Below are 26243 nucleotides of genomic sequence, written 5' to 3' on the forward strand. Positions count from 1 at the left end.
AAGTGGAAGCGAAGGCTTACATTCAGCGTTCCCCTTGACCAAAGCTCTCGAAAAACTTGGTTGCGAGGGTAGACGCATATTTTCCCTTCATCATAATGGCGGCAATGCGCGTGCGCAATGAGTCGCTATTGATTTCTTTATAAAGCAGGTTGCCGCTGCTTACAAGCCCGAAAGCGGATTTCGGAACAATGCCGATGCCCAGCCCCGCGTTTGCCCACAGCAGCGTGGTCCGGGCGTCGTCGTTCATGCAGAACAGCTGCGGCTCGAAGCCATGCTCCAGGCAGGCGTCGGTAATCAACTGCTCGAACCGCCGGTAGATGATGAGGGGCTTGTCTTTCAGTTCGCCAAGGTCAACCATAGTTTGGCCGGCGCTAAAATCAAGCTCCCGGTTCATCACGGCGATCATCGGTTCGGAATCGGCATATCGGCATTCGAGGTTGGCCGGATTGAACGGCGTGCGCACAATGCCGAGCTCCACGATTCCCTTGCCCAGCAGGTCGATGATCTTGAACGTGTTGCCCTCATGAATTTCAAATTTGACTCCTTCATAGGTCCGGTGGAATTCGCACAGCCGATCCTGCAGCAGGGCAGCGCCCGAGGAGGAGACGGTCCCGATGGACAGCGTCCCCGTAAGTCCCTTGACATAATCGCCGATTTCCCTTGTCGTTGCATCGGCTAAATCAAGAATTTGCTGCGCCCGGTTCCGCAAAATCACCCCCGCGTCCGTAAGCTGGATGCTGCGCGGTCCCCGTTCCACCAGCTTGACGCCAAGTTCTTCTTCCAACTGCTTTAACTGCTGGCTTAGCGGCGGCTGCGCCATTTGCAGCTTCCGCGCCGCCGATGTAATCTGGCCTTCCTCCGCAATCGTCAGAAAATATTTGAGCTGTCTGATGTCCATCATGAATCTCCGCCTTTTGAGATATGTTAATCATATCGAAGCGATACGAATCCAATATTATTAATATGGTAATAGTTATGACATAATCATAACTGGCCTTTTACTATTTGTGAAATATTTAACGTATTTCTTCTCGGATGGATGTGACTAAGCAATGAACAAGATTGCCGTATTTCTGAAGCCTTACCGGAAACAGCTGATTATCGGCCCGATTTTCAAGCTGCTGGAGGCGATCCTCGAACTGCTGCTGCCGACCATCGTCGCGCTCATGGTGAACAAGGGCATCGGACCGCATAACTCCGCTTATGTATATCTGATGGGGGGGCTCATGCTGCTGATGTCCATCCTTGGCTTCGCCTGCTCCATGGTATGCCAGTATTCGGCGGCCCGGGCGTCGCAGGGCTTCGGCACGAGGCTGCGCAATGCGATGTTTCGGCATATTTCTTCGCTGTCCTACGCGGAACTTGACAAGTTCGGCACGCCTTCGCTGATCAACCGGATCACGAATGATGTAAATCAGCTCCAGCTGGCGGTCGCCATGCTGATCCGGCTTGTGATACGCGCGCCGTTTATCGTCATCGGAGCGATCATTATGGCGATGATCCTCGACTTCCGGTTGTCGCTTGTGCTGCTGGCGGCCGCGCCGGTCTTTGCCGCTTTGCTGTACTGGATCATTTCGCGTTCGTCGCCGCTGTACCGCAAGTATCAGCAGAAGCTGGACGGCATCGCCCAAGTGCTGAGCGAGAATCTGTCCGGCATCCGGGTCATCCGCGCTTTCGCGAAGCGGCGCAAGGAAAGGGAACGCTTCGGCGCCGCTGCGGACGACGTGACGGCGACGGCTCTTCGCGTCGGCCGGATCTCTGCTCTGCTTAGCCCTTTGACCTCTTTGGTGGTCAATGCGGCCATCCTCGCGATTCTTTGGGCGGGAGGCATTCATATTAATGCTGGACGCCTCTCGCAGGGGGAAATTATCGCTTTTATCAACTATGTCACACAGATTTTGCTGGCGCTGATCGTCGTCTCGAATTTGGTAATTATATTCACCAAAGCCAATTCGTCGCTGGCTAGAGTAAACGAAGTACTGGCGGCGTTCAGTTCAGTGACGGAGCCGGAGCATCCGGCAGTTCCGCCGATTGCCGAAACAAGGGATGCGGTTGCATCCCCAGCCGTTCAAGCGGGCCGGAACGCTTCTTCAGCGTCTGCTGCCCGGATTCCCGCCATTGAGTTCAACCATGTGTCTTTCGGTTACAGCAGTGCCGGAGAGCTTGCGCTGGACGATATTTCCGTGAAAATCGAGCGGGGGGAGACCGTAGGTCTGATTGGCGGCACGGGCTCGGGCAAATCGACGTTCGTCAATCTGATTCCCCGCTTCTATGACGCCTTCTCGGGCGAGGTGCGGGTGGACGGTGTGGACGTCAAAGACTATCCGCTTCTTCGGCTCAGGAAGTCCATAGGCATCGTCCCGCAAACAGCGGTGCTCTTTACGGGCACCATCGAGGGCAACATCCGCTGGGGGAAACCGGATGCGACTCAAGACGAAATCCGTGCGGCTGCCGCTGTCGCGCAGGCGGAGGAGTTCATCTCCAAGCTGCCCGAAGGCTTGGATACGGCGGTTTCGCGCGGTGGGCTAAACCTGTCCGGCGGGCAGAAGCAGCGGCTGACCATCGCGCGGGCGGTGATCGGACGTCCGGACATTCTCATTCTGGACGATTCCTCCAGCGCGCTCGACTTCGCCACGGACGCGGCGCTGCGCCGCGCGCTGAATGAGACCCGCGCCGGGTTGACGACGCTTGTCGTATCCCAGCGGGTCGGCACCGTACGGCAGGCCGACAGAATTATCGTGTTCGAAGAAGGACGTATTGCCGGCGTCGGCCGGCATGAGGATTTACTTCACAGCTGCGAGGTATACCGTGAAATCTGCAACTCCCAGCTGTCAAGCGAGGAGGCGGTTCGATGAACGGCAAGAAGGTTTGGAAAAGACTGATCGTCTATACCGCGCAGCATAGAAGCTCCGCCGTTCTGGCGGCGCTCTGCGCCATACTCAGCGTGGCGGCCAGCTTGATCGGTCCGCTGCTGATCGCCCGGGCGGTCGATTATATGATGGGACCGGACAAGGTGAATTTCGATGCGCTGCTGAGGCTAATCTTGGAGTTGGCGGTTGTATACCTTGCCGGAAGCCTGTGCGGCTGGCTGCTGACCTATCTCACGAACCGGATCGCCTACCGCACGGTGAACGGCATGCGTACCGAGCTGTTCGACAAGCTGAATGTCCTGCCGCTGAAGTTCCATGACAATCATCCGCAGGGCGACCTGATCAGCCGGTTCGTCAACGATATGGACGCCGTATCGGACGGTCTGCTGCAGGGATTCCAGACGCTGCTTACCGGCGTTGTGACCATCGTCGGCACCATCGGACTCATGCTGTACATCAGTCCGCTTATGACCGTGGTCGTGCTTCTGTCCGCGCCCGCTTCTTACTATATGGCACGGTTCATTACAACGCGCTCGCAGCAGCTCTTTCGCGACCAAGCCAAAATCCTCGGCGGCCTCAACGGCTATGTGGAAGAAATGGTCGGCGGGCAAAAAGTCGTTCAGGCTTTCCATTACGAGGACAACACCTTTGAACGGTTCTCAGGGCTGAATGGGGAACTGTACCAAGCTGGAGTCAAATCACAATTCTACGGCTCCCTGTCCGGGCCGACGACCCGGCTGGTCAACAACATTACGTTTTCCATTATCGCGATTATCGGCAGCATCGTCATTATCGCGGGCCGGTTGACCGTAGGGGATTTGTCCGGCTTTCTAATCTACTCCAATTTGTTCGCCAAGCCTTTTAATGAAATCACCGGCGTCATTACGCAGCTTCAGTCGGCGACCGCCTCGGCGCAGCGTATCTTTGCGATTCTCGACCTTGAGCCCGAATTGTCCGACGCTTCGGATGCGGTGGACCGGAAGCCGGGGCAGGGGACGATTGTATTCGACAAGGTTAAGTTTGCCTATGATTCAGCCCGGCCCTTGATTACGGACTTCAGTCTGGAAGTCAAACCGGGGACCCGGGTTGCTATTGTCGGACAGACAGGAGCCGGCAAGACGACGCTGGTTAATCTGCTGATGCGTTTTTACGATGTCGATAAAGGGGCAATCCGGATTGACAGAGTGGATATCAAGGAGATGACGCGCGACAGCCTGCGCCGCAATTTCGGCATGGTGCTTCAGGATACATGGCTGTTCGGGGGAACCATCCGGGACAATATCGCCTACGGCAAGCCGGAAGCGACGGATGAAGAAGTCATCGCTGCCGCCAAGGCCGTGAGCGCGGACAGCTTCATCAAACGTCTGCCGGAGGGCTACCATACCGTGATCAGCGGCTCCGGCGACAATCTGTCCCAGGGACAGAAGCAGCTGCTTACGATCGCGCGCGTGATGCTGGCCGACCCGCCGATGCTCATTCTGGACGAGGCGACCAGCAGCATTGACACCCGTACCGAAATCCGCATCCAGCGAGCGTTCCTGAAAATGATGGAAGGACGCACCAGCTTCGTCATCGCCCACCGGCTGTCCACGATCCGCGAATCGGACCTCATTCTGTTCATGAAGGACGGCGACATTGTGGAAAGTGGGACGCACGACCAGCTGCTGCGTCAGGAGGGCTACTACGCCCGGCTGTACAACAGCCAGTTTGCGGCAGTTTAAGCGAAGGTTCAGCCCATTTTCATGCACCTTTAAGCATCCGGGAGTATATTATAAACATGACCCCCAAAGATGACACTTGGCCCCGCCGGATGGCGGGGTTCCTTTTTGACCATATACTGTCTTTGCTCGATCAGATTAAGGGGGGAACTCTTATGCGTCTAGCGATAAAAACAATCGGAGTCCTGTTCAGTCTAACTGCCATAGCTTTGGCTATACAGGTGTGGATAAATGAAGGAGATCTCGGCTCTGAAACGGAGGCAAGAATGTCCTGGATGCTGCTTGCCCTCTGCGGTTCGGTATTTTTTAACGGGCTGGCTTCATACTTGAAGAATAAGAATAGGCAAGGGGTATACTCGGTTGTAATTGCTTTGATTCTTTTAGCAGTCGTATTAAAAACCTATCTTTTTCAATGAAACCATTTTAATTCTGCTGAGAATTTATAGATTCTGATAAAAAAACCGCCCTCCGGCTTGACGCGCAAGCCATGAGGGCGGCTGTTTCATACCACACTTACATAAAATCAACGAACTCGCCCACCGGCTTGCGATAGCCGCGCGGTCTAATCTTGCGTTGGTTGTCCTTACCGATGGTAATCAGCATCACGGGAACAAGATGGTCCGGCAGCCCGAGAACGTTCTTGACGGCCTCCGGATCGAATCCGATCATCGGGCACGTATCCCAGCCCTTATCTTTGGCGATCAGCATGAACTGCATGGCGGACAGCGAAGCGTTGCGGATCGCCTCGTCGCGCTGGAAAGCCTCATTGCCTATGTATGCTTGATTGATCGCGCCGATCACTCCGTCATATTCCTCCTGAGACATCGCTCCCAGCATTTTGAGACCGCCATAAATTTCCGGCGCCTGCTCGTAGGCATGCATATCGCCCAGGACGGCAATGACTGCGGAGGCGGTATGAATTTTGTATTGTCCGTAGGCGCTCTCGCGGATTTGTTCCTTAAGCGCCGGGTCTGCGATTACTTTATAACGGGCGTGCTGTAGATTGAAAGCCGAAGGCGCGAGTCTCGCGAGGGTGAAGATTTCTTCCAGTTCGCTCTGCGGAATCTTGATGCCCTCTACAAAATTCATAGCTGACCTGCGGGCTTGGACCACATCTGCAAAAGAATTCGTCGAAACGGGTGTGCTCATAAGATAATGCCTCCATTCAATAATCAAAAATAAATTAGTTTAATAAACTAATGTACTTACTAATAGTTACTTGATAAACATATCACAGCTTAAAAAGTTCGTCAATGATGTCATGCACAACTCCCCATTTCACTATCCCCTCCGGTAGCCGCAAGCGCTCCGCTTCTAATTAGAGTCTCCCGATTTTGGGATTGCCAATATTTCCAAATCGTAATAGAGTTTATTATGAGAACGTTAACAACCGGAAAGGAGCTGTACAGTGAAGAACAAGATCATGATCCCCGCGGCGTTATGCTTTCTGGCCTTTTCGATTTTTGGTCGCAAAGCTACTGCCTAACTACAGTGGGCGGCGCCCCTTTGGAGGTACTGAAAACATACATCGAGAATCAGGGGAAGGAGGCGGAAACCAGATGATCCGATGTGTCAAAACAGCGTTTCACACCTCCAAAACGGATCTGGAACGACTGTTTGCCTGTAACCGGAATTCAGCGGAAGTCTGGAATGAGTGCCTGTCGCTGGCCAAAGACTATGCCCTACAGCACGACGGGAAATGGATAGGGAGAACGGAACTTCAAGCAGCATTGAAAAATCAATTTCCTCTGCATTCCCAGTCTTTACAGGCGGTCTGCCATAAATATCTCTTTGCCAGAGATGGCGCAAAACAAGCCAGAAAGCAAGGTCTACACACCAAATACCCTTACAAAAAGAAGAAACACTTCAACACCAAATGGGTGGATCAAGCATTCAAAATCAAGGGCAACACGATATACTTAAATCTGGGTATCCAAAACGGCAAGCGCCAGCAGCCCATCAAGATCACCGTCCCGGGTTTGCCGGATGCGGAAATTAAGGAAATCGAAGTGGTATATGACCGAAAACTGATGATTTCCATGAGTTACGATGACGGACAAGCGGCAGCGGAGAATCAAGGCAACCAGACCGCAGGCGTTGACTTAGGAGAAATCCACTCCATCACGGCGACGACCACGGAAAATAAGTCGATCATCATCACGGGAAGAAAAGTAAGAAGCATTCACAGGCTGAGAAACAAAAAGCTAGCCGAGATTCAGAAGCTCATGAGCAAATGCCAAAAAGGCAGCCGGCAATGGAAAAAATACAACCGGGCTAAAAAATACATACTCAGCAAAAGCGAGCGCCAACTGAATGACGCTATCCACAAAACAACAAGACAATTCGTAGAATGGTGCAGAGAAAATGAGGTCAAAGAGGCGATTGTCGGCCAAGTGGAGGGCGTGCAGCGGAACACGAAAAAGAAGAAAAGAAAAACAGTGACCCAAAAGCTGTCCAACTGGAGCTTTGGCAAATTGCAGAAGCAGCTCGCATACAAACTTGAAGCACAGGGAGCGAGTGTGAAAACGATAGATGAGAGCTATACGAGCCAACAATGTCCTTGTTGCGGCCTGAGAAAAAAGACGTCCAGCCGAAATTACAACTGTTCCTGCGGCTATACCGAACACCGGGATATGCACGGGAGCAAAGGGATATTATCCAAATATCTACATGGAGATATCCGTTACCTGGGCGAAACGAAAGAAATCAAGTATCTACGGATCGCGTAAATGCGTTCTGAACCCTGCCGTTAGATTTCCGCATTCAGCGAAAGCAGATAGCCAACCTATGTGCTTATCGAAAGTAACGGTAAGTGCTGGTAAGAAACTCCTGCTTATAACGAACTGTAAGCAGGGGAGGTTCATCGAGGGACATGAATATATCTCCCTATGTGAATGGTGTTTATAAAGACTATTCCGGCGCTCTTGTTTACCGGGACGGGTATTTGAAATAAAGGAGGATTTCCCAAGATGCTTTTTAAAGAAAATGATGTGATTCTGTTCCAGGGAGACAGCATTACCGACGTTGGCCGCAATCGCTTCGACGCTTATTCGCTGGGAAACGGGTATCCCTTGATGGTAGCCGGACGGCTTGGCCTGCTGTATCCGGAGAAAAAGCTTACCTTCTACAACCGGGGCATCGGCGGCGACCGGGCTGTCGATCTTGTGCGGCGCTGGGACAGAGACTGTCTTGCCCTGAAGCCGACCTGGGTATCCATCTACGTCGGCATCAACGAGAGCTGGTGCCGGTACGACAGCGGCGACGAGACGACGGCGGAAGCGTTTGAAACGCAGTACCGGAATCTACTGGACCGCACGAAGCAGACCTTGGATGCGAAGCTGATTCTGGTCGAGCCGTTTGTCCTGCCGGTTCAGGGGCTGAACCGCGACTGGCGGGAAGATCTGGACCCGAAAATCGCGGTTGTGCGGAAGCTGGCCCGCGAATATGGAGCGCCACTGGTCCCGCTCGATGGCCTGTTCGCCGCCGCTTCGGTGAAGGCCGATCCGGCTTACTGGGCCGAAGACGGCGTTCACCCTACCCCCGCGGGTCACGCGCTGATTACCGAAGCGTGGCTTAAAGCGGTCGGAGTGAACTGAGTATTTGCATTTAGCAGTGTTTTGAAATGTGCATCGGCGGTTCTCCGCGAAAAGGATGTCTCTGGCGTTTTGTCCAGGGCATCCTTTTGTTTTTTCGCGGTCGGGGCAACGGAAGGGTTCCTGATTTCTCCAGTTCCGGTTTTGCTGTTATAATATAGAGAACGCGTGTTTTGAACATACATAGCAATGCTCCGGCGCTGAAGGCGGTTTTGCAGGAAATTGACCGGAGCGGCGCCGATCTGATTGTCAACCTGACGGTATCTGCTTGAAGAAGTAACCGAAACCGGCATTTTTTACAAAAAAAACGGAAACGCTGCAGGCGGAGCTGCACACTATACAGGAGCGCGGAATTTTCTGCGGACACAGCCATGTGTTCATACCGTAACGCTGCCGGACGGCAAGTTTCTGGTCAATCCGGGAAGCGTCGGTCTGCCCGCCTACGTGGATGATCTTCCTTTTCCCCATGTCATGGAATCGGGCACGCCATATGCAAGCTTTTGCATGGTCTGCAAGAAGGAAGGAACGGGCTGGAGCGTAGAGCATAAGCTGATCCCATACGATTGGAATACAGCGGCGGCTATAGCGGAGCAGGGCGGAAGGCCTGATTATGCGGTTGCCATTCGAAGCGGCAGAGTGCGGTAATTTTGCGGCTGCGGTCAATAGTATTTTTGCCGACATCAATGAGAGAGGAATGGACATCCATGATAAGCGATACAGAGCAAGATTTGGAAGGATTAAAAGCGGCGGGTAAGGTCGTCGGGTTCACCATCGCGGAGATGAAAAAAAGCGTAAAGCCCGGCATGACAACTTTGGAACTCGATAAAATAGGGGCGGAAATTCTGAAGCGCTTCGGCGCAAAGTCGGCTCCCAGAGAAGTGTATGACTTTCCGGGAGACACCTGCATCAGCATTAACGAGGAAGTGGCGCACGGCATTCCGGGTCCGAAAGTGATTCGTGCCGGCGACCTTATCAACATCGATGTGTCCGCCGAGCTGAACGGTTATTACAGCGATGCCGCCGTGTCTTTTCAGCTGCCTCCGTACAACCAGAAGCTGTTGCGCCTGTGCGCGAGCGCGCAGGAAACGATGATGAGCGTGATCTCCCATCTGCGGGCGGGGATGAGGGTCAACGAAATCGGCAGAGTGATGGAGATGGAGGCCCACAGACGCGGCTACAAGGTCGTGCGGAATCTGTGCAGCCACGGCATCGGCAAAACGTTGCACGATAAGCCCCATGAAATCCTGCCGTATTTCAACCCCCGGGAGACAACGGTGCTGAAACCGAACCAGGTTATTACGATTGAGCCGTTTCTGTCGACCGGCGCGGAATACGTGGAACAGCAGGCGGACGGCTGGACGCTGACGGTCCCGGATAACAGCCGGGTCGCGCAGTTCGAGCATACGATTATCGTAACGAAGGGGCGGCCCGTCATCTTAACGGGCGCCTGAAATCCGCTGACATAGGCTGACATAGCCCGATGTTGAACTGGGCCGCCGCCCGCCGTTCTTATTCCAGATAGGCGACGACCTCATTCAGCTGTTCCAAATCCTGCGGCGATATTTTTAAGGTCGAACCGGGCTCTCCTGTACCTCCGTAGATGTAGGGATAACGGAAGAGCCTCCGGTCCAGGATGCAAGGCAGCGGAAGCGCGAGCGATACGCTGCCTACTTCTGATCCGGTGAGCTGCAGGACCTGCTTGGGGCTTGCCATTTTTAAAGAGTCGTGTCCGAGCAGCGCCGCCGGTTCGTCCAGGTTGACGCGTCCGCGGTCGCCGGATACGATCAGGGCGCAGAATTCATTTTCGGCTCGCAGCACCAAAGCCGGCGCGGTCTGGCCAATTTCGATTCCGAAATAAGCCGCGCCTTCCTGAGCCGTTTTAAGGGGCCCTTCATGCTTAATAATTTCATACTCGATGCCTTTTTCCTGTAACAGATGTTCCAATTGCTCCATTTGACCCATGAGTGCCTCCCGTAACTTTTTTCTATAGTGCAACTTTTTTCCATATTATAACATAATCAAAGCCGAGGACGGGTATATCCTGTGAAGGAGGCAGTATGAGCGGACAAGCATACGCTGCGCTGGCGGAGCTGGAGCGGTGGATAAACGGCGGTGGAGCGGACAGAAAACGGCTGGAGGATAATCTGGCGGCGGACAGCCGTCTTCCTGGGTCGCGGGCCAATCTTGAACTGGCGGAGAAGTTCGCGCGGCATTTTGCCGGCCGGGAGCTGGCGGGCGGGCTCTGGGAGCTGCTGGCTGAGTGGGGAGAGATTTCGGATGAAACGGCGGGGACGGGCAATCCCCGCGAATTTTTGCCCTTTTGCGCGGTTTGGGCGATGGGCGAACACTACGGCTACGCTGCTGCTGAGCGAAGAGAGCGTATAGCGGACGCATTCAAGCGGGCGATGAACGATTCCCGCTGGCGGATGCGCGAGGCGGCGGCGATGGGGCTGCAAAGCGTCGGCGAGCATGATTTCGGACTGCTTCGCATTCTGCTGGAACAGTGGCGGAGGGGAGCGAATGAGCTGGAACAGCGCGCTTTTGTCGCGGCTCTGGCCCATCCCCCGCTGCTGAAAGCGAAGGACAACGCGCGGTACGCGCTCGTTCTGGCGGGCGAAATCATGGAAGAGCTCGCGGTCCTGCCTGAACGGGAACCGGAGCCGTTCCGCGTGCTGTCCAAGGGCCTCGAATACGCCTTAAGCGTCTTCGCAGCCGCCGAGCCGGAGGAAGGCTTTGCCCTGCTTGAGCGCTTCGCCGGCATGTCCGACCTTCGGATTATCCGTATCGTAAAGGCCAATCTCGGCAAATCCAGGCTGACCTGCAAATACGGCTCGCAGGTCGAGGCCGTCCTTGCGGCGGTTGACAATAACAGCAAAGGTAACTATGATAGTTCCAACTAAAACGGCCTCATCATACTGGACGGCAAAGGAGCGACATCATATGAACATCAGCACCCGATTTGCGGTTGCCATCCATATCCTGGCCCTGCTTGAGACCAACAAAGAGGGCAAGAACACTTCCGAATGGATCGCCGGAAGCGTGGGCACGAATCCGGTAGTAATCCGCCGGATCACAAGCATGCTCGGCAAAGCGGGTCTCATCGAGGTCCGGCCGGGGATAGCCGGCGCCAAGCTGGCCCGCGCAGCCGGGGAGATTACGCTGCTGGACATTTATCTCGCGGTCGACGCCGTCGGAAAAGACTCCCTGTTCGCGGTTCACGAACATCCGAATCCGTCCTGCCCCGTCGGTCAGAACATCGCGGGGGCCATGATTCCTGTCTTTTCGCTCGCCCAGCAGGCGATGGAGGACGTTCTGAGCAAAGTGACGCTGGCGCAAATTGCCTCACAAATCCCGGTCTGACGGCACGCGTTCCCGAAGAACGCAGCGCTGCTGCCCGGCGGTTACAGTTTCGGAAGCACGCCGCTGCCCGTACCGATAGAGGGGTTTTTAGCCGCAATGGTGAGACTAACCCCATTACAAATAAATGATTTGGCCCCGCCGCTTGGCGGGGTCTTTTTTGTGCGATAACAGCTATGCACTCTCGCAAGGCGCCTGCCAAACGGGGGTATTTTCCATCCAAAGGTGAATCCTGTTATCCCCTCTATACAAACTTTATGGAACCTGCTATACTTAGCATAGTTTAAATGTAACAAATATAGTTACAGGTTTTGAGAAGACATATCACTACTCAACATTAAGGGAGGCAATCATGATGAAAATTGCAGTTATTGGAGCAAGCGGAAAAGCGGGAAGCCGGATTGTAAAAGAGGCGCTGGACAGAGGGCATAATGTTACGGCCATTGTGCGCGACGCGTCGAAAGCGGCAGGCAGCGGGGCGGTCGTGGTTGAAAAGGATATTTTTGATCTGACATCCGGCGATTTGAGCGGATTTGATGCCGTTGTGAACGCCTTTGGCGCGCCGATGGGCCAGGAGCATCTGCATGTGGATGCCGGCAATGTGCTAATTGAGGCGCTGAAGGATGCGCCGGATACCCGGCTGATCGTCGTGGGCGGCGCCGGCAGCCTCTTTGCGGACGAAGCGCAGACGGTACGCGTTGTGGATACGCCGGGATTTCCGGATTTCGTTAAGCCGACAGCGCTAAACCAGGCTAAGAATCTTGAAATTTTGAAAGGAACGGAATCTCTTCGCTGGACTTTTATCAGCCCGTCGGCGAATTATGCTCTGGGACAGCGGACCGGTTCTTACGAGAAAGGAAAAGACCGGCTGCTTGTCAACTCCAAAGGCGAGAGCTATGTAAGTTATGAAGACTATGCGGTTGCCGTGCTGGACGAGATTGAGCATCCTGCACATATCCGCGAGCGGTTCACGGTGGTTTCCGAATCCTGAAAAATGGTTAGCCGCGCTCGGAGGCCACGTTCCGGGTAAAAAGGCAGGCAGGCCGCAAAGAGCGGCTTGCCTGCCTTTTGGGTTGCTTTCGGTGCGCCGGCTGCATTCCTATGGGTACCCGGAGAAAACATCAGGTCAAGTGGGTATCAAAAGCTGCGGGCGCTTGACCGAAGGCCAGCCGTGGACCGTTTACCGCGCTCCTTCAGCCAATTCGGCAATACGCGTGCCCGCATCCCCGCGGTATAGTCCGCCGTGGTAGCAGATGACCGTCTCGATTGCATAGCCGGCCAACCTGCGCAGGCTTGACAGCGCGGTGGCCATATCGGGCGTTACCCGGGGATCGGGACCATGCAGCTCGCCGTCCTTCACCGTCAGGCTGTCGGCGGCGATCAGCGTACGGCTGGCAGGATGGTACAGACTGATATGCCCCGGGCTGTGACCGGGAGTCTCGATGATGATTACGCCGCCTGCGACCGGCAGCTCCTGTCCGTCTTCGGTCAAGGCGTCCACTTTTGCCTTAGGGGGATGGGCAAGACGGTGCAGAAAGGCCCGCCGCCATTCCTCCGGCACATGAGGCGGCAGCATGGCCTCGGCGGCGGCGATCGCTTCCGGCGTGTGTTTAAGCAGCATCCGTTCCCCTTCGATATAAGGCTGCTCGATTGGATGAGCGAGGACTTTTATCGTTCCGTTCGCCTCGCCGAGTATTGAAGGAAGCCCGCCAATATGGTCAATATCCTGGTGAGTGATAACGACGGTGTCCAATTTGCTCCATGCAACCCCCGCCAGGGCGAACGCTTCCTTGAATTTATCCAGCAGTCCCGGGTGGCCCGAGTCGACCAGCACCGCATGATCTTCATCCCACAGCAGGACAGGATATAGGGTATCTGTTCCTCCCATCACTTCGGCTGTAATCTCCAGCATTTCAATTCCTTTGGCGATTTGCATTCTACTCCTCCTAGACGGATAATTATTGCAGAGACTATCTTAGTCCAAGAAGAGATGTTATTCAATAGATAAATAATATATTATATCATAGATAAATATTTTTGTCAAGCTGTGATATAGTGTGTGTACAGCTGAATTTCGATGTAATTCACTGCATATTGCGGTTTATTTTGAATAAATGGACTTTATCCGCTTTTTTCTGCTTCTGTATGAAGATTTACGATTGCGATATAATGGTGTGAAAATATTGGGGGGCTGGTTTTTTGGAGACGTTTACTGCAGTGCTTGTTCTTCTCGGTCTTATCGGCATATCCAAAATCGTCAACCGGTTCATTCCCTTCGTTCCCGTTCCGCTTATCCAGATTGGCTTCGGGGTCATTGTGGCCGCCCTTCCTTGGGGGATTCACTTGACGCTGGAACCGGAGCTGTTCTTTGTCTTGTTCATCGCTCCGCTTTTGTTCAATGATGGAAGACGAACTCCGCGAGCCGAGCTTTGGAATCTGCGGGCTCCGATTCTGCTATTGGCGCTTGGACTGGTATTTGCGACCGTGCTGGTGGCGGGGTATGCCATCCACTGGATGATTCCGTCGATACCGGTCGCGGCGGCGTTCGCGCTCGCAGCGATATTGTCTCCGACGGACGCGGTCGCTGTAAGCGCCCTGGCTGGCCGGGTCCATCTGCCGAAGAACATCCACCGTGTTCTGGAAGGCGAGTCGCTGATGAATGACGCTTCGGGCCTCGTTGCATTTAAGTTCGCGGTTGCGGCGGCAGTCACCGGCGTGTTCTCTCTGTCGCAAGCGATCGGCAGCTTTATTTTTATCGCTGCCGGCGGACTGCTGGCCGGGGCGGCGCTGTCCTTCCTGCTGATTCGCCTAAGCGTCTTTATCCGGCGGATGGGGATGGAGGATGTCACGGTACATGTTCTGCTGCAGGTTCTGACCCCTTTCCTGATCTACCTGGTCAGCGAAGAGCTGGGGCTGTCGGGTATTCTGGCCGTAGTGGCCGGCGGCATCGTTCAGGCCATTGAAAAAGACCGGACCGATTCCCCCCAGTACAAGCTTCAACTCGTATCGGCAAGCATATGGTCGGTGCTGCTGTTTATTCTGAACGGCATGGTATTCCTTATCCTCGGTGTTTCGATTCCCGATGTGGTGTCGGTTATATACCGGGATACGGCGGTCGATAACCTGACGGTGGTCCTATACGTGCTGGCTATCACGGCTCTGCTGATTGTACTTCGTTTCGTCTGGGTGTACTTGATCTGTATGAGGAGCGCGCGGTTTAAGAACGGTGGCAAGCCTTCGATGAAGTCGCGGGTGATTACCTCTATTTCGGGCGTGCGCGGGGCGGTTACCCTGGCCGGCGCTTTCTCCATTCCGCTTGTGCTGGATGACGGCTCGCCGTTTCCGGAGCGTGATCTGATTATTTTTCTGGCCGCGGGCGTTATTCTGACTTCCCTGCTGATTGCAAGCATCCTGCTTCCGCTTATTGCGCGCAAAGAGGAAGACAGCCGGGAAGAATCGGAGCAGGCGGCCAAATCCCAAATTATGAAGACTTGCATGGCGATACTCCGGAGCGGGGCGGCTGAGGACAACCGTGCCGATGCTGTTCCGGCTGCTCCAAGACTCCCGGATACGCTGCCTGCGCTGCCGGAAATACAGCAAACCCGGCGTATAAACAATCCGGAGGAGGAATACGGCAAGCGGTGCGCGCTCAAAGCGAGGTTGACCGGTCTGCAGGCCGAGCGGAGGGAACTGAGCGGGCTTATCGCGGACGGGTCCATTTCTTCCGAGGCGGGACAAGCGATAATGGAGCTTTTGGATCATAAGGAAGCATTGCTTACCAGAGGACTGGATTCACAGCTCAGACTGTCGCTTGACAAGCTGGGCCGGCTGTTCTCCGGAATATTCTCGAAGCTTCCGAAAGGGGCCGACGGCTCCGTTGCTCTCCCGGTCGGAAGCATCCGGGAAGCGCGTATAGGGATGTGCCGCGCAGCGATGGACGCCATTCAGGAAGAGACGAACGATGACAATCGGGACGGTTATGGAAGCGTGGCCGCCCGCTACGGCATGATGGTTGACCGTCTGCAGCAGAGCGAGACCGGTAGTGCGGCGGAGCTGCAGGAAGGCCGGCAGCTGGAGTGGAAGCTTGAAGCGATTCAGGAGCAGCGCGACGCGGTGCAGCGTATGTTTGAGGACGGGACTCTCGGCCGCAAAGCCACCGCCCAATTGCGCTGGTTTGTGGATGAGCTGGAAATGTCCATTTGGGAGGATTAGAGATGAACCGCGAAGAGCTGACTTTCGTCGAGATCGGAGAAGAGCATCTGGCCGAAGCGACGGATATTTATAATTATTATGTGTTGAACACGACCGTGTCGTTTCACACCGAGGGGCTGACGGTGCAGGATATGAAACGGAACATGCTGACCCGCGATCCCCGTTTTAAATCCTATGCCGTCATGTTGGGCGGGGAAATGCAGGGCTATGTTTTAATTACAAGGCACAAGAACAAGCAGGCTTATGATGTGACCGGTGAAATCAGCGTGTACCTGAAGCCGGAATGTACGGGGAAAAAATTGGGAAGGCCCACAGTGGCCTTTATCGAGCGGGTGGCCGCCGGACACGGTTTTCATACCCTGGTGGCCACTGTATGTTCGGAGAATGCCCCCAGCCGTTCCTTTTTCGAGAGCAGCGGTTACGAGCAGAGCGCCTACTATAGGGAAATCGGCCGCAAATTCGGCCGGTGGCTCGATATCGTCGTTTATCAAAAAAGGCTCGGAGCATAACAGCTTGAAATTTACGAAAGCGCTTATCCTGCGCAGCAGTCTTCAGTGCAAATCGCCCGGCCCGCTTAATGTAACTGCCATTTGATCGAAAAAAGTTAATATTGTACAGGATGGGAGTGCGTCATTGGTGCAAGACTTTTGCTGCCCTGCCTCTCCGGCATTATTATATTTTACTCCATGGAAGAGAGAAGTGATTTAAGATGAAATCAATCGCTTGGGTAACGGACAGCACCAGCACGCTCAATCCTGATTTTGCAAAAGATAACCATGTGTATATTATTCCTCTGCGGCTCATTGCGGGCAATGAGTGCTTTAAAGAAAATGTGGAGATAACGGCGGAGCAGTTCTATGAAATGATGCGGCAGCACGAACGGGTCGGCAGCTCTCAGCCGCCAATCGGCGAATTTATCGAGCTGTACGAATCTCTGAAGGAAAAATATGATCACATTATCGCGATCCACTGTTCCTCCGAGCTGAGCGGCACCTTCAATACGTCCATGCAGGCGGCTGAAATTGCCGGCGCTCCGGTTACGGGCATCGATTCCAAGGCCGGCGCCTATCCTCTGCGCGAAATGATTATGAGCGGCGTTCACTGGCAGCAGATGGGCTGTACGGTGAAGGAAATCAAGGAAAGAATCGAACAGATGATTCACAATATGTCCTTTTACATGCTGCCGGCCAGCTTGACCCAACTCCACCGCAGCGGGCGGGTATCGGGCTCCCAGCTTGTGCTCAGCCAACTGCTGCGCATTCATCTGCTTCTTCGTTTCGACGGAGGCAAAGTATACGTGGAGGAGAAGATCCGTACGTTCAAGAAGACGAAGCAGAAGCTTCTGGACATTCTGAAAAAGGATGTGGAGCTCATCAAGGACGTCTGCATCATGCATGCCAACAATGTGGAAGAGGCGCGTAAACTGGATGAGGAAATCAAAGATATGGCGCCTGCGCTGCGGACCGAAATCATGCCTTTTATTCCGGTAGCCGGACTCCATGCGGGCGAAGGCACGCTCGCCTTGGCCTGGATCCGGAATCATCCCGCCGCTCTAACTTAATCGCCAATAAGGCCGCTCCGACCCGGATCAGAATCCAGGGAAGGGCGGCCTTATTATTGCTTCAGGGCTGACGCCGTCGGCATGAACTTTTTCTTCAAGCACATGGCTTCTCGTTCAGGCAGACAGACTCGTGAAGAAGAGGTTTTTATCTTTTGCCGCGGCGGAACATCTGTCCCAGCACCTCGCTGAGCACAAGTCCCGTGGCGATGGCTCCGGAGAGCAGGAAAGCCTGAACGGCCGCCTGCAGCGCGGTCGTATAATCGTCTTCGATGAACCGGCGCATGGCATCGTAGGCGAGGCCGCCCGGTACGAGCGGAATAATGCCGCCTACGCTGAAGATGATAACCGGCATTTTGAATGATCTGGCAAAAATTTGGCTGACCGCCCCGACGATGACCGTGGCAAAAAAGGTGGCCACCACGGATTTCCATTCGGGATCAAGCAGCAGAAATACCATCCAGCCAAGCATTCCGGAAAGTCCGCATTGAAACAGCGTTCGTCTTGGCGTGTTAAAGAGGATGCAGAACGTGGCGGAGGCGATAAAACTTGTGATAAGCTGCACAATCATGAGATTACTCCTCTGTGTAGAACTATGAAACGAAGGACAGCACAAGTCCGATGCCGGTTCCGATGGCAAAGGCGGTCAGGAACGCTTCCGCTCCCTTGGACAGTCCCGATATAAGATGGCCGGCCATCAGGTCTCTGACGGCATTGGTGATTAGCAGTCCCGGTACGAGCGGCATGACGGAGCCGATGATGATCTTGTCCGTTTCAACGCCGATGCCGGCTTGGACAAACAGGAAGGACAGCAGTCCGATCAGAGAAGACGCCGTAAGCTCGGCAAAAAATTTAATCTGGACCAGCCTTTGCAAATAGGTCGCTGAGGCGTAGCCAAGCCCCGACACAAGGAGTGCGGGCAGGGCGTCCTGGAAGCCGCCCTTGAACATCATGGTGAAGCAGCCGCCCGCCATGGCGGCGGCCATGATCTGGAGCCAGACCGGGTAGGCATGGGCCGCATCGTCCACCTGGGCCAGCCGCTCCCGCGCCTGCGCCGAGGTGATCTGCCGCTGGCTGAGGCGGCGCGAGATGTCATTGACCTCTGCGACCTTTTGCAGGTCGGTCGTACGCTCGGCGATACGGAACAGCTTGGGCTGCTCCGTCCGGCTGGTCGTAAACAGGATGACGGTCGGCGTCACGTAGCTGTGCGCCCCCGGAAATCCGAGGGAAGCGGCCATGCGCGTCATCGTATCCTCCACTCGGTAAGTCTCCGCGCCGTTTTGGAGCATGATTTTTCCGGCCAGAAGGCATAAATCTATAATTTCATAGGTTGTCCCCGATTCGGCATTGTTCAAACCTTCTTAATCCTCCCCTTGAATGTTATATATTTGATTGTGCCTGCAACGGGCAAAAAGATCAAGTTCCAATTCTTCATTCCGTCCGGGAGTTTACATCCAAGTTTTGGCGGCGTTCGTCAGGGACCGGTGAAAACCGGAGTCCGATGTTGTTTCTATGGGGTTTTTCGGGGAATAGGGCGTGGTGTTAGGCTGGAGCAGACCGCATTTTTCGATAAAACCGTACTGTCAAATATGCAGCGCGAATGATCAAATCAATGGCAATGGATATCCAGACCCCGGCAATACCCATATCAAAATGAAGACATAACACATATACGCCGACAACGCGAACGAGCCACATCCCGATAGCAGTGCTGTACATGGGACTCTTCGTATCGCCTGCTCCTTGAAGGGCTCCGGCGATAACAAGTCCGACGGCTAAGAACGGCTGGGCGAACGCATCGATGCGAAGTGCGGTGATCACCATCCCGATAACGGCGGCGTCCTTCGTAAACCAATTAGCTGCGATAGGGGAAAGCACAAACAGCAATATCCCGGCAAAAGCCATAAACACCACGGCAATCCACATGGTTAACAACCCGTATTGGTAGGCGTCTTCTTTTCTGTTCGCTCCCAGGTGCTGGCCTACAAGTGTGGTCGCCGCGACGGCTAGGCCGTACCCTGGCATATAGGAGAAGATCTCTATATTTCCGGCAAGAATATGGGCTGCGTAAACGTCCGTGCCAATGCGCACAATGAGGCCAAAATAAAGCACCTGCCCAAAACGCATAATCAGTCTCTCGGCCGCCGCGGGGGCGGAAAGCTTCAGCAAGGGCAGCGTATACTCGTTGGAGTCTCCTTTGCGAATGGAAAAAGAGAGCTTCGATCTTCGGATATAGATAAACAGCGCAACGGAACCAATCACCCGAACCGCCGAGGTCGCCCAAGCGGCTCCTGCAATTCCCCAACCCGCCCAACCGAACAGGCCAAAAATCAGAACGTAATCTAATGCAATATGAACCATGTTAATCCATATGCCGACCTTCATGGGGGTTTTAGTATCGCCCGCGGCGCGCAAAATGCTTCCGAAGACCGTCATAAGGGATATGAAAATAGAGGGAACCGCTACGATCCGAAAGTATACGATGCTATCGGTTAATACGTCCGGCTCTGCTCCCATAAGCTTTAACAAAGGCTCTGCAAAAAACAAGGTTATGACTCCGAAAACAAGGCCCAGCAACGCTGAAATCCATGTCGATTGCCGCGCAATGGCTTTTGCCTTATCGATTTCCCCGGCGCCCACGCTCCGTGCAATTAATGAGGAGGTTCCTACTCCCATAGCCATAAAGACAGCAATATAGACAGCCATAATGGCATTGGTCACCCCAACCGCAGCGACTTCATTCAAACCGATTCGGGATACAAAGAGAGTGTCAACAAATCCCACAATGGTTTGCAAAAAATTTTCAATCATCGACGGTACGGCCAGGGCCAAGATAACTTTGATCTTCTGGCTCCGGCCGCTGCTAACAGCTTTCAACATGGCGAACCTCCGCTATTTAAGTAAAAAAGACTTCATAACCTTCCGTCCGTTTCTAATACTCACGGTCATTATATCCCCCTGGGGGGGATGTGTCACTAGGTTTCTTTATTTCGTTCTTTGAGGGATTCTTTTAGCAGCGTTGTCAGCTCCGACGTATACTTTGTCAGTCTCAAGCTTATTTCTGACCGCATCACATCGCGGGTCATGCCAAATCGCTCCTTATATCCCCGGCAATAATAATGATGATACACAATCAAATCGGACTGCTCCTCCGTCAGAATCCTGATATTTCGTTGTTTAAGCTCTCGGCGCAGTTTGTACAAGTCTTTCATAATTTGCTCCAGAATGTATTGGCCGGCGACGAGATACAAGCGCTTGAGGATATTGGTGGAGTACTCCACTTCGGCTATGCTCTTTTGAACCATCTTTTCCATGTAGGGCAGCAGGATATAGTCCCGGAGCATCGTGCGTTCCTCGGCGGTAATGATTTTGCTCGGATTGATACGATGCTGTTGTTCATACTGCTCGACATGCTCTGTCAATAACATTTTGGATTTCCAACGTTCGTTGTCGTCAAGCTTGCTCACTTATAATGCCCCCCAATCTGTTCGGCTCTTTCCCGTGCGACACCGGCTTCCATCAGAGAGGATGCGCGCATAATGGCATCGCTCCCGTACCGGTCTTTGATTCCATCGATGGCCCGCTCCCGGTCATAAGCAAGAGACCTGTCATCAAAAAGGGTAAGCTGTATAACGCTGTCGTCTGTCAGCCCGGACAAGGAGACGCTCAGGCGGCTGACAGGCAGCCCGCTCCAATGCTTCTTGAACAGTTCATGGGCGGCGGCTGCCACTTCATGGGTCAGGGCCGTCGGCTCCGGCAGCGTCATCTGCCGGCTAAAGTAGGAGGAACGTTCCCCGTTCGTTTCCGCAGCGGAAACGGACACAACTGAGCCCATGTAATGATGATACCTTGTGCGCCGGCACACCTCGACCACCAGCTCGAGCAGGACGATTTCAATGTCTTTAAGCCTATGGTACAGCTTCCAGCGGAGCGCCTTGCCGTGGCTCACCGATTTTAATTGATCGCGTATTCCGGCGGTCACGGGGCTTGGATCGATTCCCCGTGCCGTTTGCCAGTAGTACTCCGCCTGGATATCGCTTTGTTTTCCCATTTCCCGCCGCATCCGCTGCTTGAACTCATGGAGCTCCATACGCGCAATATCTCCGATGCAGGACAGGCCCATCCGGGTAAAATGGCGGGTCATCGCCGAGGCCACCATGAACATTTGATGCACGGGGAGCTTCCATAACGTGGACTCCAGCTTCTCAAACGAGAGTTCAAAAATGCCTTCGGGCATCTTTTTGGCATAGTTGTCAGTCGCCATTTTGGCCAGAACCTTTGTAGGGCCGATGCCGACCCTCGTATGTACGCCGGTTGATAAATAGACATGGTTTTGAATCAATTTGGCCATTTCATAGGGAGGCCCGAAATAAGCAAGCGAACCCGAAACATCCAAAAATTGCTCGTCGATGCTGTAAGGCTCCACGAGATCGGTATAGAACTCAAAGATTTCGGTTATAAGGAGCGAGACTTGAATATAGGTCCGCATTCGGGGCCGGATGACAACCAGCTCCGGGCATTTGGCCAGTGCCTCTCCCACTCGCGACGCTGTCGTCACGCCGTGGGATTTGGCGATTGGACACGCCGCCAGCACAATGCCGTTTAGCCTTTCAGGGTCTCCTACAGCAACGGGCTTATCGTGATACTCGGGATGAGCCGACTTCTCCACCGATGCGTAGAAGGACTGTCCGTCAATTAAGAAAATGTGTCTCGACATGGGTGAACCCTCCATCAAAAACTTGTAATCACACCGACGCTTCCGGGAAGCGTCTCATTATGTAACCGGGCAGCGGTCTTTCTGAACAGAAGAAGAGGAGTATGCCCTAATTATATTGCGAACATATGATCGTGTATATACATATTATTTTCCAAAGTGGCTTGAATTGCGAACAAATGTTTGTGATAATGGTGTTAATAAAAAGCAAACGCTTGTTCCGGGAGGTGCGCCATGCCGAAGAAATATATTGGATATACCGTCGAAATTGTATATCTGGACCGAAGCGGACGCTTGTCGCAGCGGCGGATTACGGTCAACGATATCCGGGGCGGTCTGGTCCGGGCTTCCTGTCTGGCAACGGGAAGTCCGCGATCGTTCCGGCTGGACCGCATTTTGGCCTGGAGACCGGCGGGAGGAGAGCGGGCGTCTTAAAGGGACACCGCTAACCGTAAATCGGACCGGCAGATATCGACTCGCTTAAACCTTGCCGCTCAATGCAAAGAGGCTGTGTTAATCGATATTTGCGATTAACACAGCCTCTGGCACCCGCGAAGAGAGCGGAGATTAAAGGACGGGCCATTCTGTATGGTCAAGGTGTTTTTCCTGATATTCACCCGGAGGCATATGATGAAATTGTTTAAACACATGCGAGAAGTGCTTTACGCTTACGTAACCGACCTTCTCCGAGACGTCGTATACTTTCATGGCCGGACTTGCCTTGAGCAGCTCCGCGGCCTGCTCCATCCGGACCCGGGTCAGAAATTTGATATACGATTCCTGCATCGTTTTATGAAAGATATTGCTTAAATAACCCGGGGAGATTCCGATCTTTTCGGCGAGCAGGGCAAGGCTTAACGGCTCCGCGTAATGGGAGTAGATATAAGTCCGGACCCGGCTGACGATGTCCTGTTCGTTTTCCTGTACAGTTTCCTCTTTGCCGCCTTTGGTCAGGCAATGAAAGATTTCCTGAAACAGCCCGAGTACGGCTTGGATGGAAAGCTCGGGCGGATTGCCGTGCATCTGCCGGAGATGATGATAGGCGCCTTCCACGAATCCGCTCTGGCGTTCCAAGAGACCATTCGAGAGCAGCCTCAGCAGATGGAGCCCGAATTTCATGACATGGATGGGGCCAAAGTGCGGCAGGCTTTCAAAGAAGCGCTTCACCGCCATTAAAAAAGCAGCCTCATTCCCGTCAGGGATGGCCAATTGCACAGAGGCTAACGTCTGCTCTAGAATGGCGAGACGCTGAAGCTGAACGTCTCCGTTCCGTTCATTGAACAGGGAAGGCTCCTCCGAGAACAGGCGACGGTTAAGAGTTTCAATGGCTTTGGTATAGGAGTACTGCAGATGAAACAGCTCGGATTCAAAGGTTCCGAAGGCGCCGGAGACGGTGATTCCGGTATTGGCAAGCATGGCGGAAGAGACTTTATCATAGAGCAAACGGCATTTACGCTCAATATCGTTTTTGTCTTCGCCCGTCACCAGCACGCAGATGTGCTGATCTTCGTCCAGGAAGACGAATCCCGAGCCGTTTGTCTCGGACAGCTCGCCCGTCATCTGATTGAGAATAAAGCGGAAGATGGGAAAGTCGCCGTAAGGTATCCCTTTTTGAGCCAGCCGGTCTTCATCCAGATCCAGCACCATAATGAGGCCTTCGGTTTCAATCAGCTGCACTTTCAGGCGGAAGACCAGGGGATAAAGGGCCTTGATCTCCACGCTGTTTTCGCTTACGAGGGCCTTCAGGAATTGTCTGACGACCTGCGTCTGGCTTTCCTTGGAGACCTTCCCCATAGCCAAAGCAGCAAGCTCGTCATGGAATTTGCGGTCCAGCTGCGTCGTAACCTGTGTCAGGGCTAGGGCCAATTCATCATGGACCACAGGCTTCAGCAAGTAGTTCTGCACCCCAAAGCGGAGAGCTTCGCGGGCAAGCGAGAATTCATCAAAGCCGGACAGAATCAGGATAATGGGCGGATTCTCCGATTGGGACAGCCGTCTGCACAGCTCCAGTCCATCAACGACAGGCATTTTAATATCGGTAATGACCAGATGGACCCGCATGTTCTGCAGCATTTCCCAGGCTTCCTGCCCGTCCATGGCTTCCCCGGCGACCTCCCAATCCGGATGATTCGAGGCGATATGCAATCTCAAATATTCGCGCACAAGCGGTTCGTCATCGACAATCAGCACTTTATACATCCACGTCGCTCCTTCCGAATCCAGTTTCGGGTAAAAGTACATATACAGCGGTTCCCTGTCCCTGCATGCTGTCAACCTTAATACCATAACCGGAACCGTATTTTAATTTAATCCGTTTGTTCACGTTAAGCAGGCCGATGCCGGTTCCTGCCCGGATGCCGTCCGCGTCCGGATCTCCGGCAGACGGATGCTCCGAATGGACCTGCTCCAGCTTGCCGCGAAGCTTCTGCAGCGTTTCCGGGCTCATTCCTTGCCCGCTGTCCCGGATCGTGAACAGAACCTCGCCGCGCGCGGTCTTTTCGCCGGAAATAAGGATGCTGGTCTTTTCGCGTTTGGCTTCGCAGCCGTGAATCACCGCATTCTCGACGACCGGCTGAAACAGCAGGGCGGGAATGGGCATCCCGTACAGATCGGGATCGATCTTTAGCCCGTATTCCAGTCTGCCTTCGTAGCGGCTGCTTTGGATGCTTAAATAAGCTTTAAGGAGATCCAGTTCCTTCTCCAGCGGAATGTCTTTGTCCATCCGGGTCATGCTGCGAAGCATGCTGCTTAGTTTATGGAGATGGTCGATGGCTTTGTCCTGCTTGCCGGTCTGCATCTGCATGGATATCATATTCAGCGTGTTGAACAGAAAATGGGGCCGGATCTGGTTGTGCAGCGCCTGTACCTGGGCCTCCTTCTGGAGCAGATCCGTCTCGTATACCTGCTTGACGAGCTGCGTATTTTCCTGCAGCATTTCGTTTACCCTGGTGACCAGACCGTTGAAGGAGGTGCCGAGATACCCCATCTCATCATTCCGGTGCGTGGGAAAAGAAACCTGCAAATTCCCCTGCTCCACTTCTCTCATTAATTTCACGATATTCAGCAGTGGAGCCAAAAAACGGCGGACAAAGAAATACATCAGGATAAAAGCGAGCAGCGAGCAGGCCAATGCGATGAAGAAGCCGAAGTTTCTCGTTTCCGTTGCTTTGTGATTCAATTCCTTGATGGAACTGACGGCGACGATCGTCCAGTTGGAGCGAGGGAGAAGCGTTGAATTGAGCAGGTAGGAGGTGCCGTTCTGTTTAATCGTCATCGTCGGTTTCCCGCCCGCTTTGACTTGATTGAACAAGAATTCGGCATTTAACCGATCCGTACTCCGGTAAATCACGTTGCGGTTGTTGTCGAGAATAAACAAGCCTCCGCCCGAACCCATGTCGACCTTGCTGCAAATGACGGCGATGCCGTTATAGTTGGCGTCCACCTTAATGGCCCCGAGTATTTTCTCTGTATCCCGCGTGCTCCGGAGCTGCTTCACGATGGAAAATACTTTGGGGCCTCCATTTTTCACCATCTGCTGCGTGTGCGTGGGCACAAAGATGGAGTCCTGCGTATTCATCGCCTGCTTATACCAATCGAATTCCTGAAAGCGGCTGGCGTAGTCCACGCTGATGGGCATGCGCCCGACCGTATAAATTTCATCCGTCAAAATAAAGACCCGATTGATATCTTTCCGTGGATAAATCATCATTTCTTCGAGATAATTGTCAATGAAGCGGCGCTTTTTCAGCTGGGCCAGTTCGGAATCATGCACATCTTCCTCCAGGGTCTGCATCACGCCGTCGTTCATATAGGGCGACAAGGTAAGGCGGAACAGATCGTCCAGATAAGTGTCGACATTATAGGAAACCTGGGCGATGATTTGCTGAACCTGGTCAGAGGATTGTTGTTCAAAGTCCATCGTGTATTTGGAATAGGACAGAATGGAATTCAGAAAGACCGAACCCAGAATGAACAATACGGAGAAAAAGAGCAGCTTTTTTTTGATGCTCCAGTATCGGTAGCGTTTCCATTTGTACATATCCCACTCCCCCCAACATCAGTGTATCGGTTTATTGTATGCGCTTCAATTCGTTTTTCGGGGATCTGCAAAAATCGCACCCTTGTGTAAAAATGCGGTGTTTTGCGTCAGCGAATTCCCCCTTATGATGAAAATGTAACAGGGAACACAATCAGAGGCCAGACAACAAAAGGGAGGATTCA

The 26243-nt window shown here is 53.5% G+C and carries 26 protein-coding genes; 15 read left to right on the forward strand and 11 right to left on the reverse strand.

What is annotated here, in order from left to right; translation table 11 throughout:
- Positions 1-22 precede the first annotated feature (22 nt).
- Entirely contained in the window at positions 23-898 is an 876-nt protein-coding gene (locus tag PUR_RS11695) for a LysR family transcriptional regulator (protein WP_179037882.1), read from the reverse strand.
- Positions 899-1052: 154 nt separating this feature from the next.
- Here PUR_RS11695 and PUR_RS11700 point away from each other — a divergent pair, with 154 nt between their 5' ends.
- From PUR_RS11700 to PUR_RS11710, 3 genes are read left to right on the forward strand one after another with little or no spacing between them, the layout of a single operon-like run.
- Positions 1053-2855, forward strand: coding sequence for an ABC transporter ATP-binding protein (locus PUR_RS11700; RefSeq protein ID WP_179035387.1), 1803 nt, complete (start codon positions 1053-1055; stop codon positions 2853-2855).
- Positions 2852-4591: an ABC transporter ATP-binding protein gene (locus PUR_RS11705; RefSeq protein ID WP_179035388.1), complete on the forward strand. Its 1740-nt coding sequence runs from the start codon at positions 2852-2854 to the stop codon at positions 4589-4591. The genes PUR_RS11700 and PUR_RS11705 overlap by 4 nt, the downstream gene beginning before the upstream one ends.
- A 56-nt stretch (positions 4592-4647) precedes the next feature.
- Positions 4648-5004: a hypothetical protein gene (locus PUR_RS11710; protein WP_179035389.1), complete on the forward strand. Its 357-nt coding sequence runs from the start codon at positions 4648-4650 to the stop codon at positions 5002-5004.
- 97 nt (positions 5005-5101) lie between these two features.
- Here the strand turns inward: PUR_RS11710 and PUR_RS11715 are convergent, their stop codons facing one another.
- Positions 5102-5737: a nitroreductase family protein gene (locus PUR_RS11715; protein WP_179035390.1), complete on the reverse strand. Its 636-nt coding sequence runs from the start codon at positions 5735-5737 to the stop codon at positions 5102-5104.
- A gap of 291 nt (positions 5738-6028) precedes the next feature.
- Between PUR_RS11715 and PUR_RS11720 the strand changes: the two genes are divergently transcribed.
- From PUR_RS11720 to map, 5 genes are all read left to right on the forward strand, one after another.
- Positions 6029-6151 carry a transposase gene (locus PUR_RS11720; protein ID WP_442953837.1) on the forward strand — a complete coding sequence of 41 codons (123 nt, stop codon included), beginning with the start codon at positions 6029-6031 and terminating at the stop codon, positions 6149-6151.
- A complete protein-coding gene (locus PUR_RS11725) occupies positions 6148-7317 on the forward strand; it encodes an RNA-guided endonuclease InsQ/TnpB family protein (RefSeq protein ID WP_179035391.1) in 1170 nt (389 codons plus the stop codon). Before PUR_RS11720 ends, PUR_RS11725 begins: the two co-directional genes overlap by 4 nt.
- A gap of 240 nt (positions 7318-7557) precedes the next feature.
- A complete protein-coding gene (locus PUR_RS11730; protein WP_179035392.1) occupies positions 7558-8184 on the forward strand; it encodes an SGNH/GDSL hydrolase family protein in 627 nt (208 codons plus the stop codon).
- Between the two features lie 501 nt (positions 8185-8685).
- Positions 8686-8826, forward strand: a complete 141-nt coding sequence (locus tag PUR_RS11735) for a hypothetical protein (protein WP_232101828.1) — start codon at positions 8686-8688, stop codon at positions 8824-8826.
- Between the two features lie 59 nt (positions 8827-8885).
- Positions 8886-9632 carry a type I methionyl aminopeptidase gene (map, locus tag PUR_RS11740; RefSeq protein ID WP_179035394.1) on the forward strand — a complete coding sequence of 249 codons (747 nt, stop codon included), beginning with the start codon at positions 8886-8888 and terminating at the stop codon, positions 9630-9632.
- 58 nt (positions 9633-9690) lie between these two features.
- Here the strand turns inward: map and PUR_RS11745 are convergent, their stop codons facing one another.
- Entirely contained in the window at positions 9691-10134 is a 444-nt protein-coding gene (locus PUR_RS11745; RefSeq protein WP_179035395.1) for an aminoacyl-tRNA deacylase, read from the reverse strand.
- A gap of 104 nt (positions 10135-10238) precedes the next feature.
- On the opposite strand from PUR_RS11745, the gene PUR_RS11750 reads away from it, so the two are divergent.
- The 3 genes from PUR_RS11750 (at position 10239) to PUR_RS11760 (ending at position 12529) form a co-directional block, all read left to right on the forward strand.
- Complete coding sequence (locus PUR_RS11750) at positions 10239-11081, forward strand: hypothetical protein (RefSeq protein WP_179035396.1); 843 nt, start codon at positions 10239-10241, stop codon at positions 11079-11081.
- 40 nt (positions 11082-11121) lie between these two features.
- Positions 11122-11541, forward strand: coding sequence for an Rrf2 family transcriptional regulator (locus tag PUR_RS11755; protein ID WP_179035397.1), 420 nt, complete (start codon positions 11122-11124; stop codon positions 11539-11541).
- A gap of 352 nt (positions 11542-11893) precedes the next feature.
- Positions 11894-12529 carry an NAD(P)-dependent oxidoreductase gene (locus PUR_RS11760; protein WP_179037883.1) on the forward strand — a complete coding sequence of 212 codons (636 nt, stop codon included), beginning with the start codon at positions 11894-11896 and terminating at the stop codon, positions 12527-12529.
- 189 nt (positions 12530-12718) lie between these two features.
- Here PUR_RS11760 and PUR_RS11765 read toward each other — a convergent pair whose 3' ends face one another.
- Positions 12719-13474, reverse strand: coding sequence for an MBL fold metallo-hydrolase (locus PUR_RS11765; protein WP_179035398.1), 756 nt, complete (start codon positions 13472-13474; stop codon positions 12719-12721).
- 263 nt (positions 13475-13737) lie between these two features.
- Between PUR_RS11765 and PUR_RS11770 the strand changes: the two genes are divergently transcribed.
- From PUR_RS11770 to PUR_RS11780, 3 genes are all read left to right on the forward strand, one after another.
- Complete coding sequence (locus tag PUR_RS11770) at positions 13738-15750, forward strand: Na+/H+ antiporter (RefSeq protein ID WP_179035399.1); 2013 nt, start codon at positions 13738-13740, stop codon at positions 15748-15750.
- A 2-nt stretch (positions 15751-15752) separates the two neighbouring features.
- Entirely contained in the window at positions 15753-16259 is a 507-nt protein-coding gene (locus PUR_RS11775; protein ID WP_179035400.1) for a GNAT family N-acetyltransferase, read from the forward strand.
- 200 nt (positions 16260-16459) lie between these two features.
- Positions 16460-17311 (forward strand): DegV family protein, encoded by an 852-nt coding sequence (locus PUR_RS11780; RefSeq protein ID WP_179035401.1) that lies wholly within the window; start codon positions 16460-16462, stop codon positions 17309-17311.
- A gap of 145 nt (positions 17312-17456) precedes the next feature.
- On the opposite strand, the gene PUR_RS11785 is transcribed toward PUR_RS11780, so the two are convergent.
- From PUR_RS11785 to PUR_RS11805, 5 genes are all read right to left on the reverse strand, one after another.
- On the reverse strand, positions 17457-17879 hold the full coding sequence (locus PUR_RS11785) for a threonine/serine exporter family protein (RefSeq protein ID WP_179035402.1): 423 nt from the start codon (positions 17877-17879) through the stop codon (positions 17457-17459).
- Between the two features lie 22 nt (positions 17880-17901).
- Positions 17902-18663, reverse strand: a complete 762-nt coding sequence (locus PUR_RS11790) for a threonine/serine exporter family protein (RefSeq protein WP_269474719.1) — start codon at positions 18661-18663, stop codon at positions 17902-17904.
- Positions 18664-18850: 187 nt separating this feature from the next.
- Positions 18851-20188 carry an MATE family efflux transporter gene (locus PUR_RS11795; RefSeq protein ID WP_179035403.1) on the reverse strand — a complete coding sequence of 446 codons (1338 nt, stop codon included), beginning with the start codon at positions 20186-20188 and terminating at the stop codon, positions 18851-18853.
- Between the two features lie 95 nt (positions 20189-20283).
- The gene (locus tag PUR_RS11800; protein ID WP_124695869.1) at positions 20284-20775 is read right to left on the reverse strand and encodes a YhjD family protein; all 492 of its coding nucleotides are present in this window, start codon (positions 20773-20775) and stop codon (positions 20284-20286) included.
- Positions 20772-22025 (reverse strand): DNA polymerase IV, encoded by a 1254-nt coding sequence (locus tag PUR_RS11805; RefSeq protein WP_179035404.1) that lies wholly within the window; start codon positions 22023-22025, stop codon positions 20772-20774. Before PUR_RS11805 ends, PUR_RS11800 begins: the two co-directional genes overlap by 4 nt.
- A gap of 231 nt (positions 22026-22256) precedes the next feature.
- On the opposite strand from PUR_RS11805, the gene PUR_RS11810 reads away from it, so the two are divergent.
- Positions 22257-22457: a hypothetical protein gene (locus tag PUR_RS11810; protein ID WP_124695867.1), complete on the forward strand. Its 201-nt coding sequence runs from the start codon at positions 22257-22259 to the stop codon at positions 22455-22457.
- 132 nt (positions 22458-22589) lie between these two features.
- On the opposite strand, the gene PUR_RS11815 is transcribed toward PUR_RS11810, so the two are convergent.
- Positions 22590-24221 carry a response regulator gene (locus PUR_RS11815; RefSeq protein ID WP_179035405.1) on the reverse strand — a complete coding sequence of 544 codons (1632 nt, stop codon included), beginning with the start codon at positions 24219-24221 and terminating at the stop codon, positions 22590-22592.
- Positions 24214-26061 (reverse strand): cache domain-containing sensor histidine kinase, encoded by a 1848-nt coding sequence (locus tag PUR_RS11820; protein ID WP_179035406.1) that lies wholly within the window; start codon positions 26059-26061, stop codon positions 24214-24216. Before PUR_RS11820 ends, PUR_RS11815 begins: the two co-directional genes overlap by 8 nt.
- Positions 26062-26243: the final 182 nt, after the last annotated feature.

The sequence above is a fragment of the Paenibacillus sp. URB8-2 genome, from assembly GCF_013393385.1.
Taxonomy (GTDB): Bacteria; Bacillota; Bacilli; order Paenibacillales; family Paenibacillaceae; genus Paenibacillus_AQ.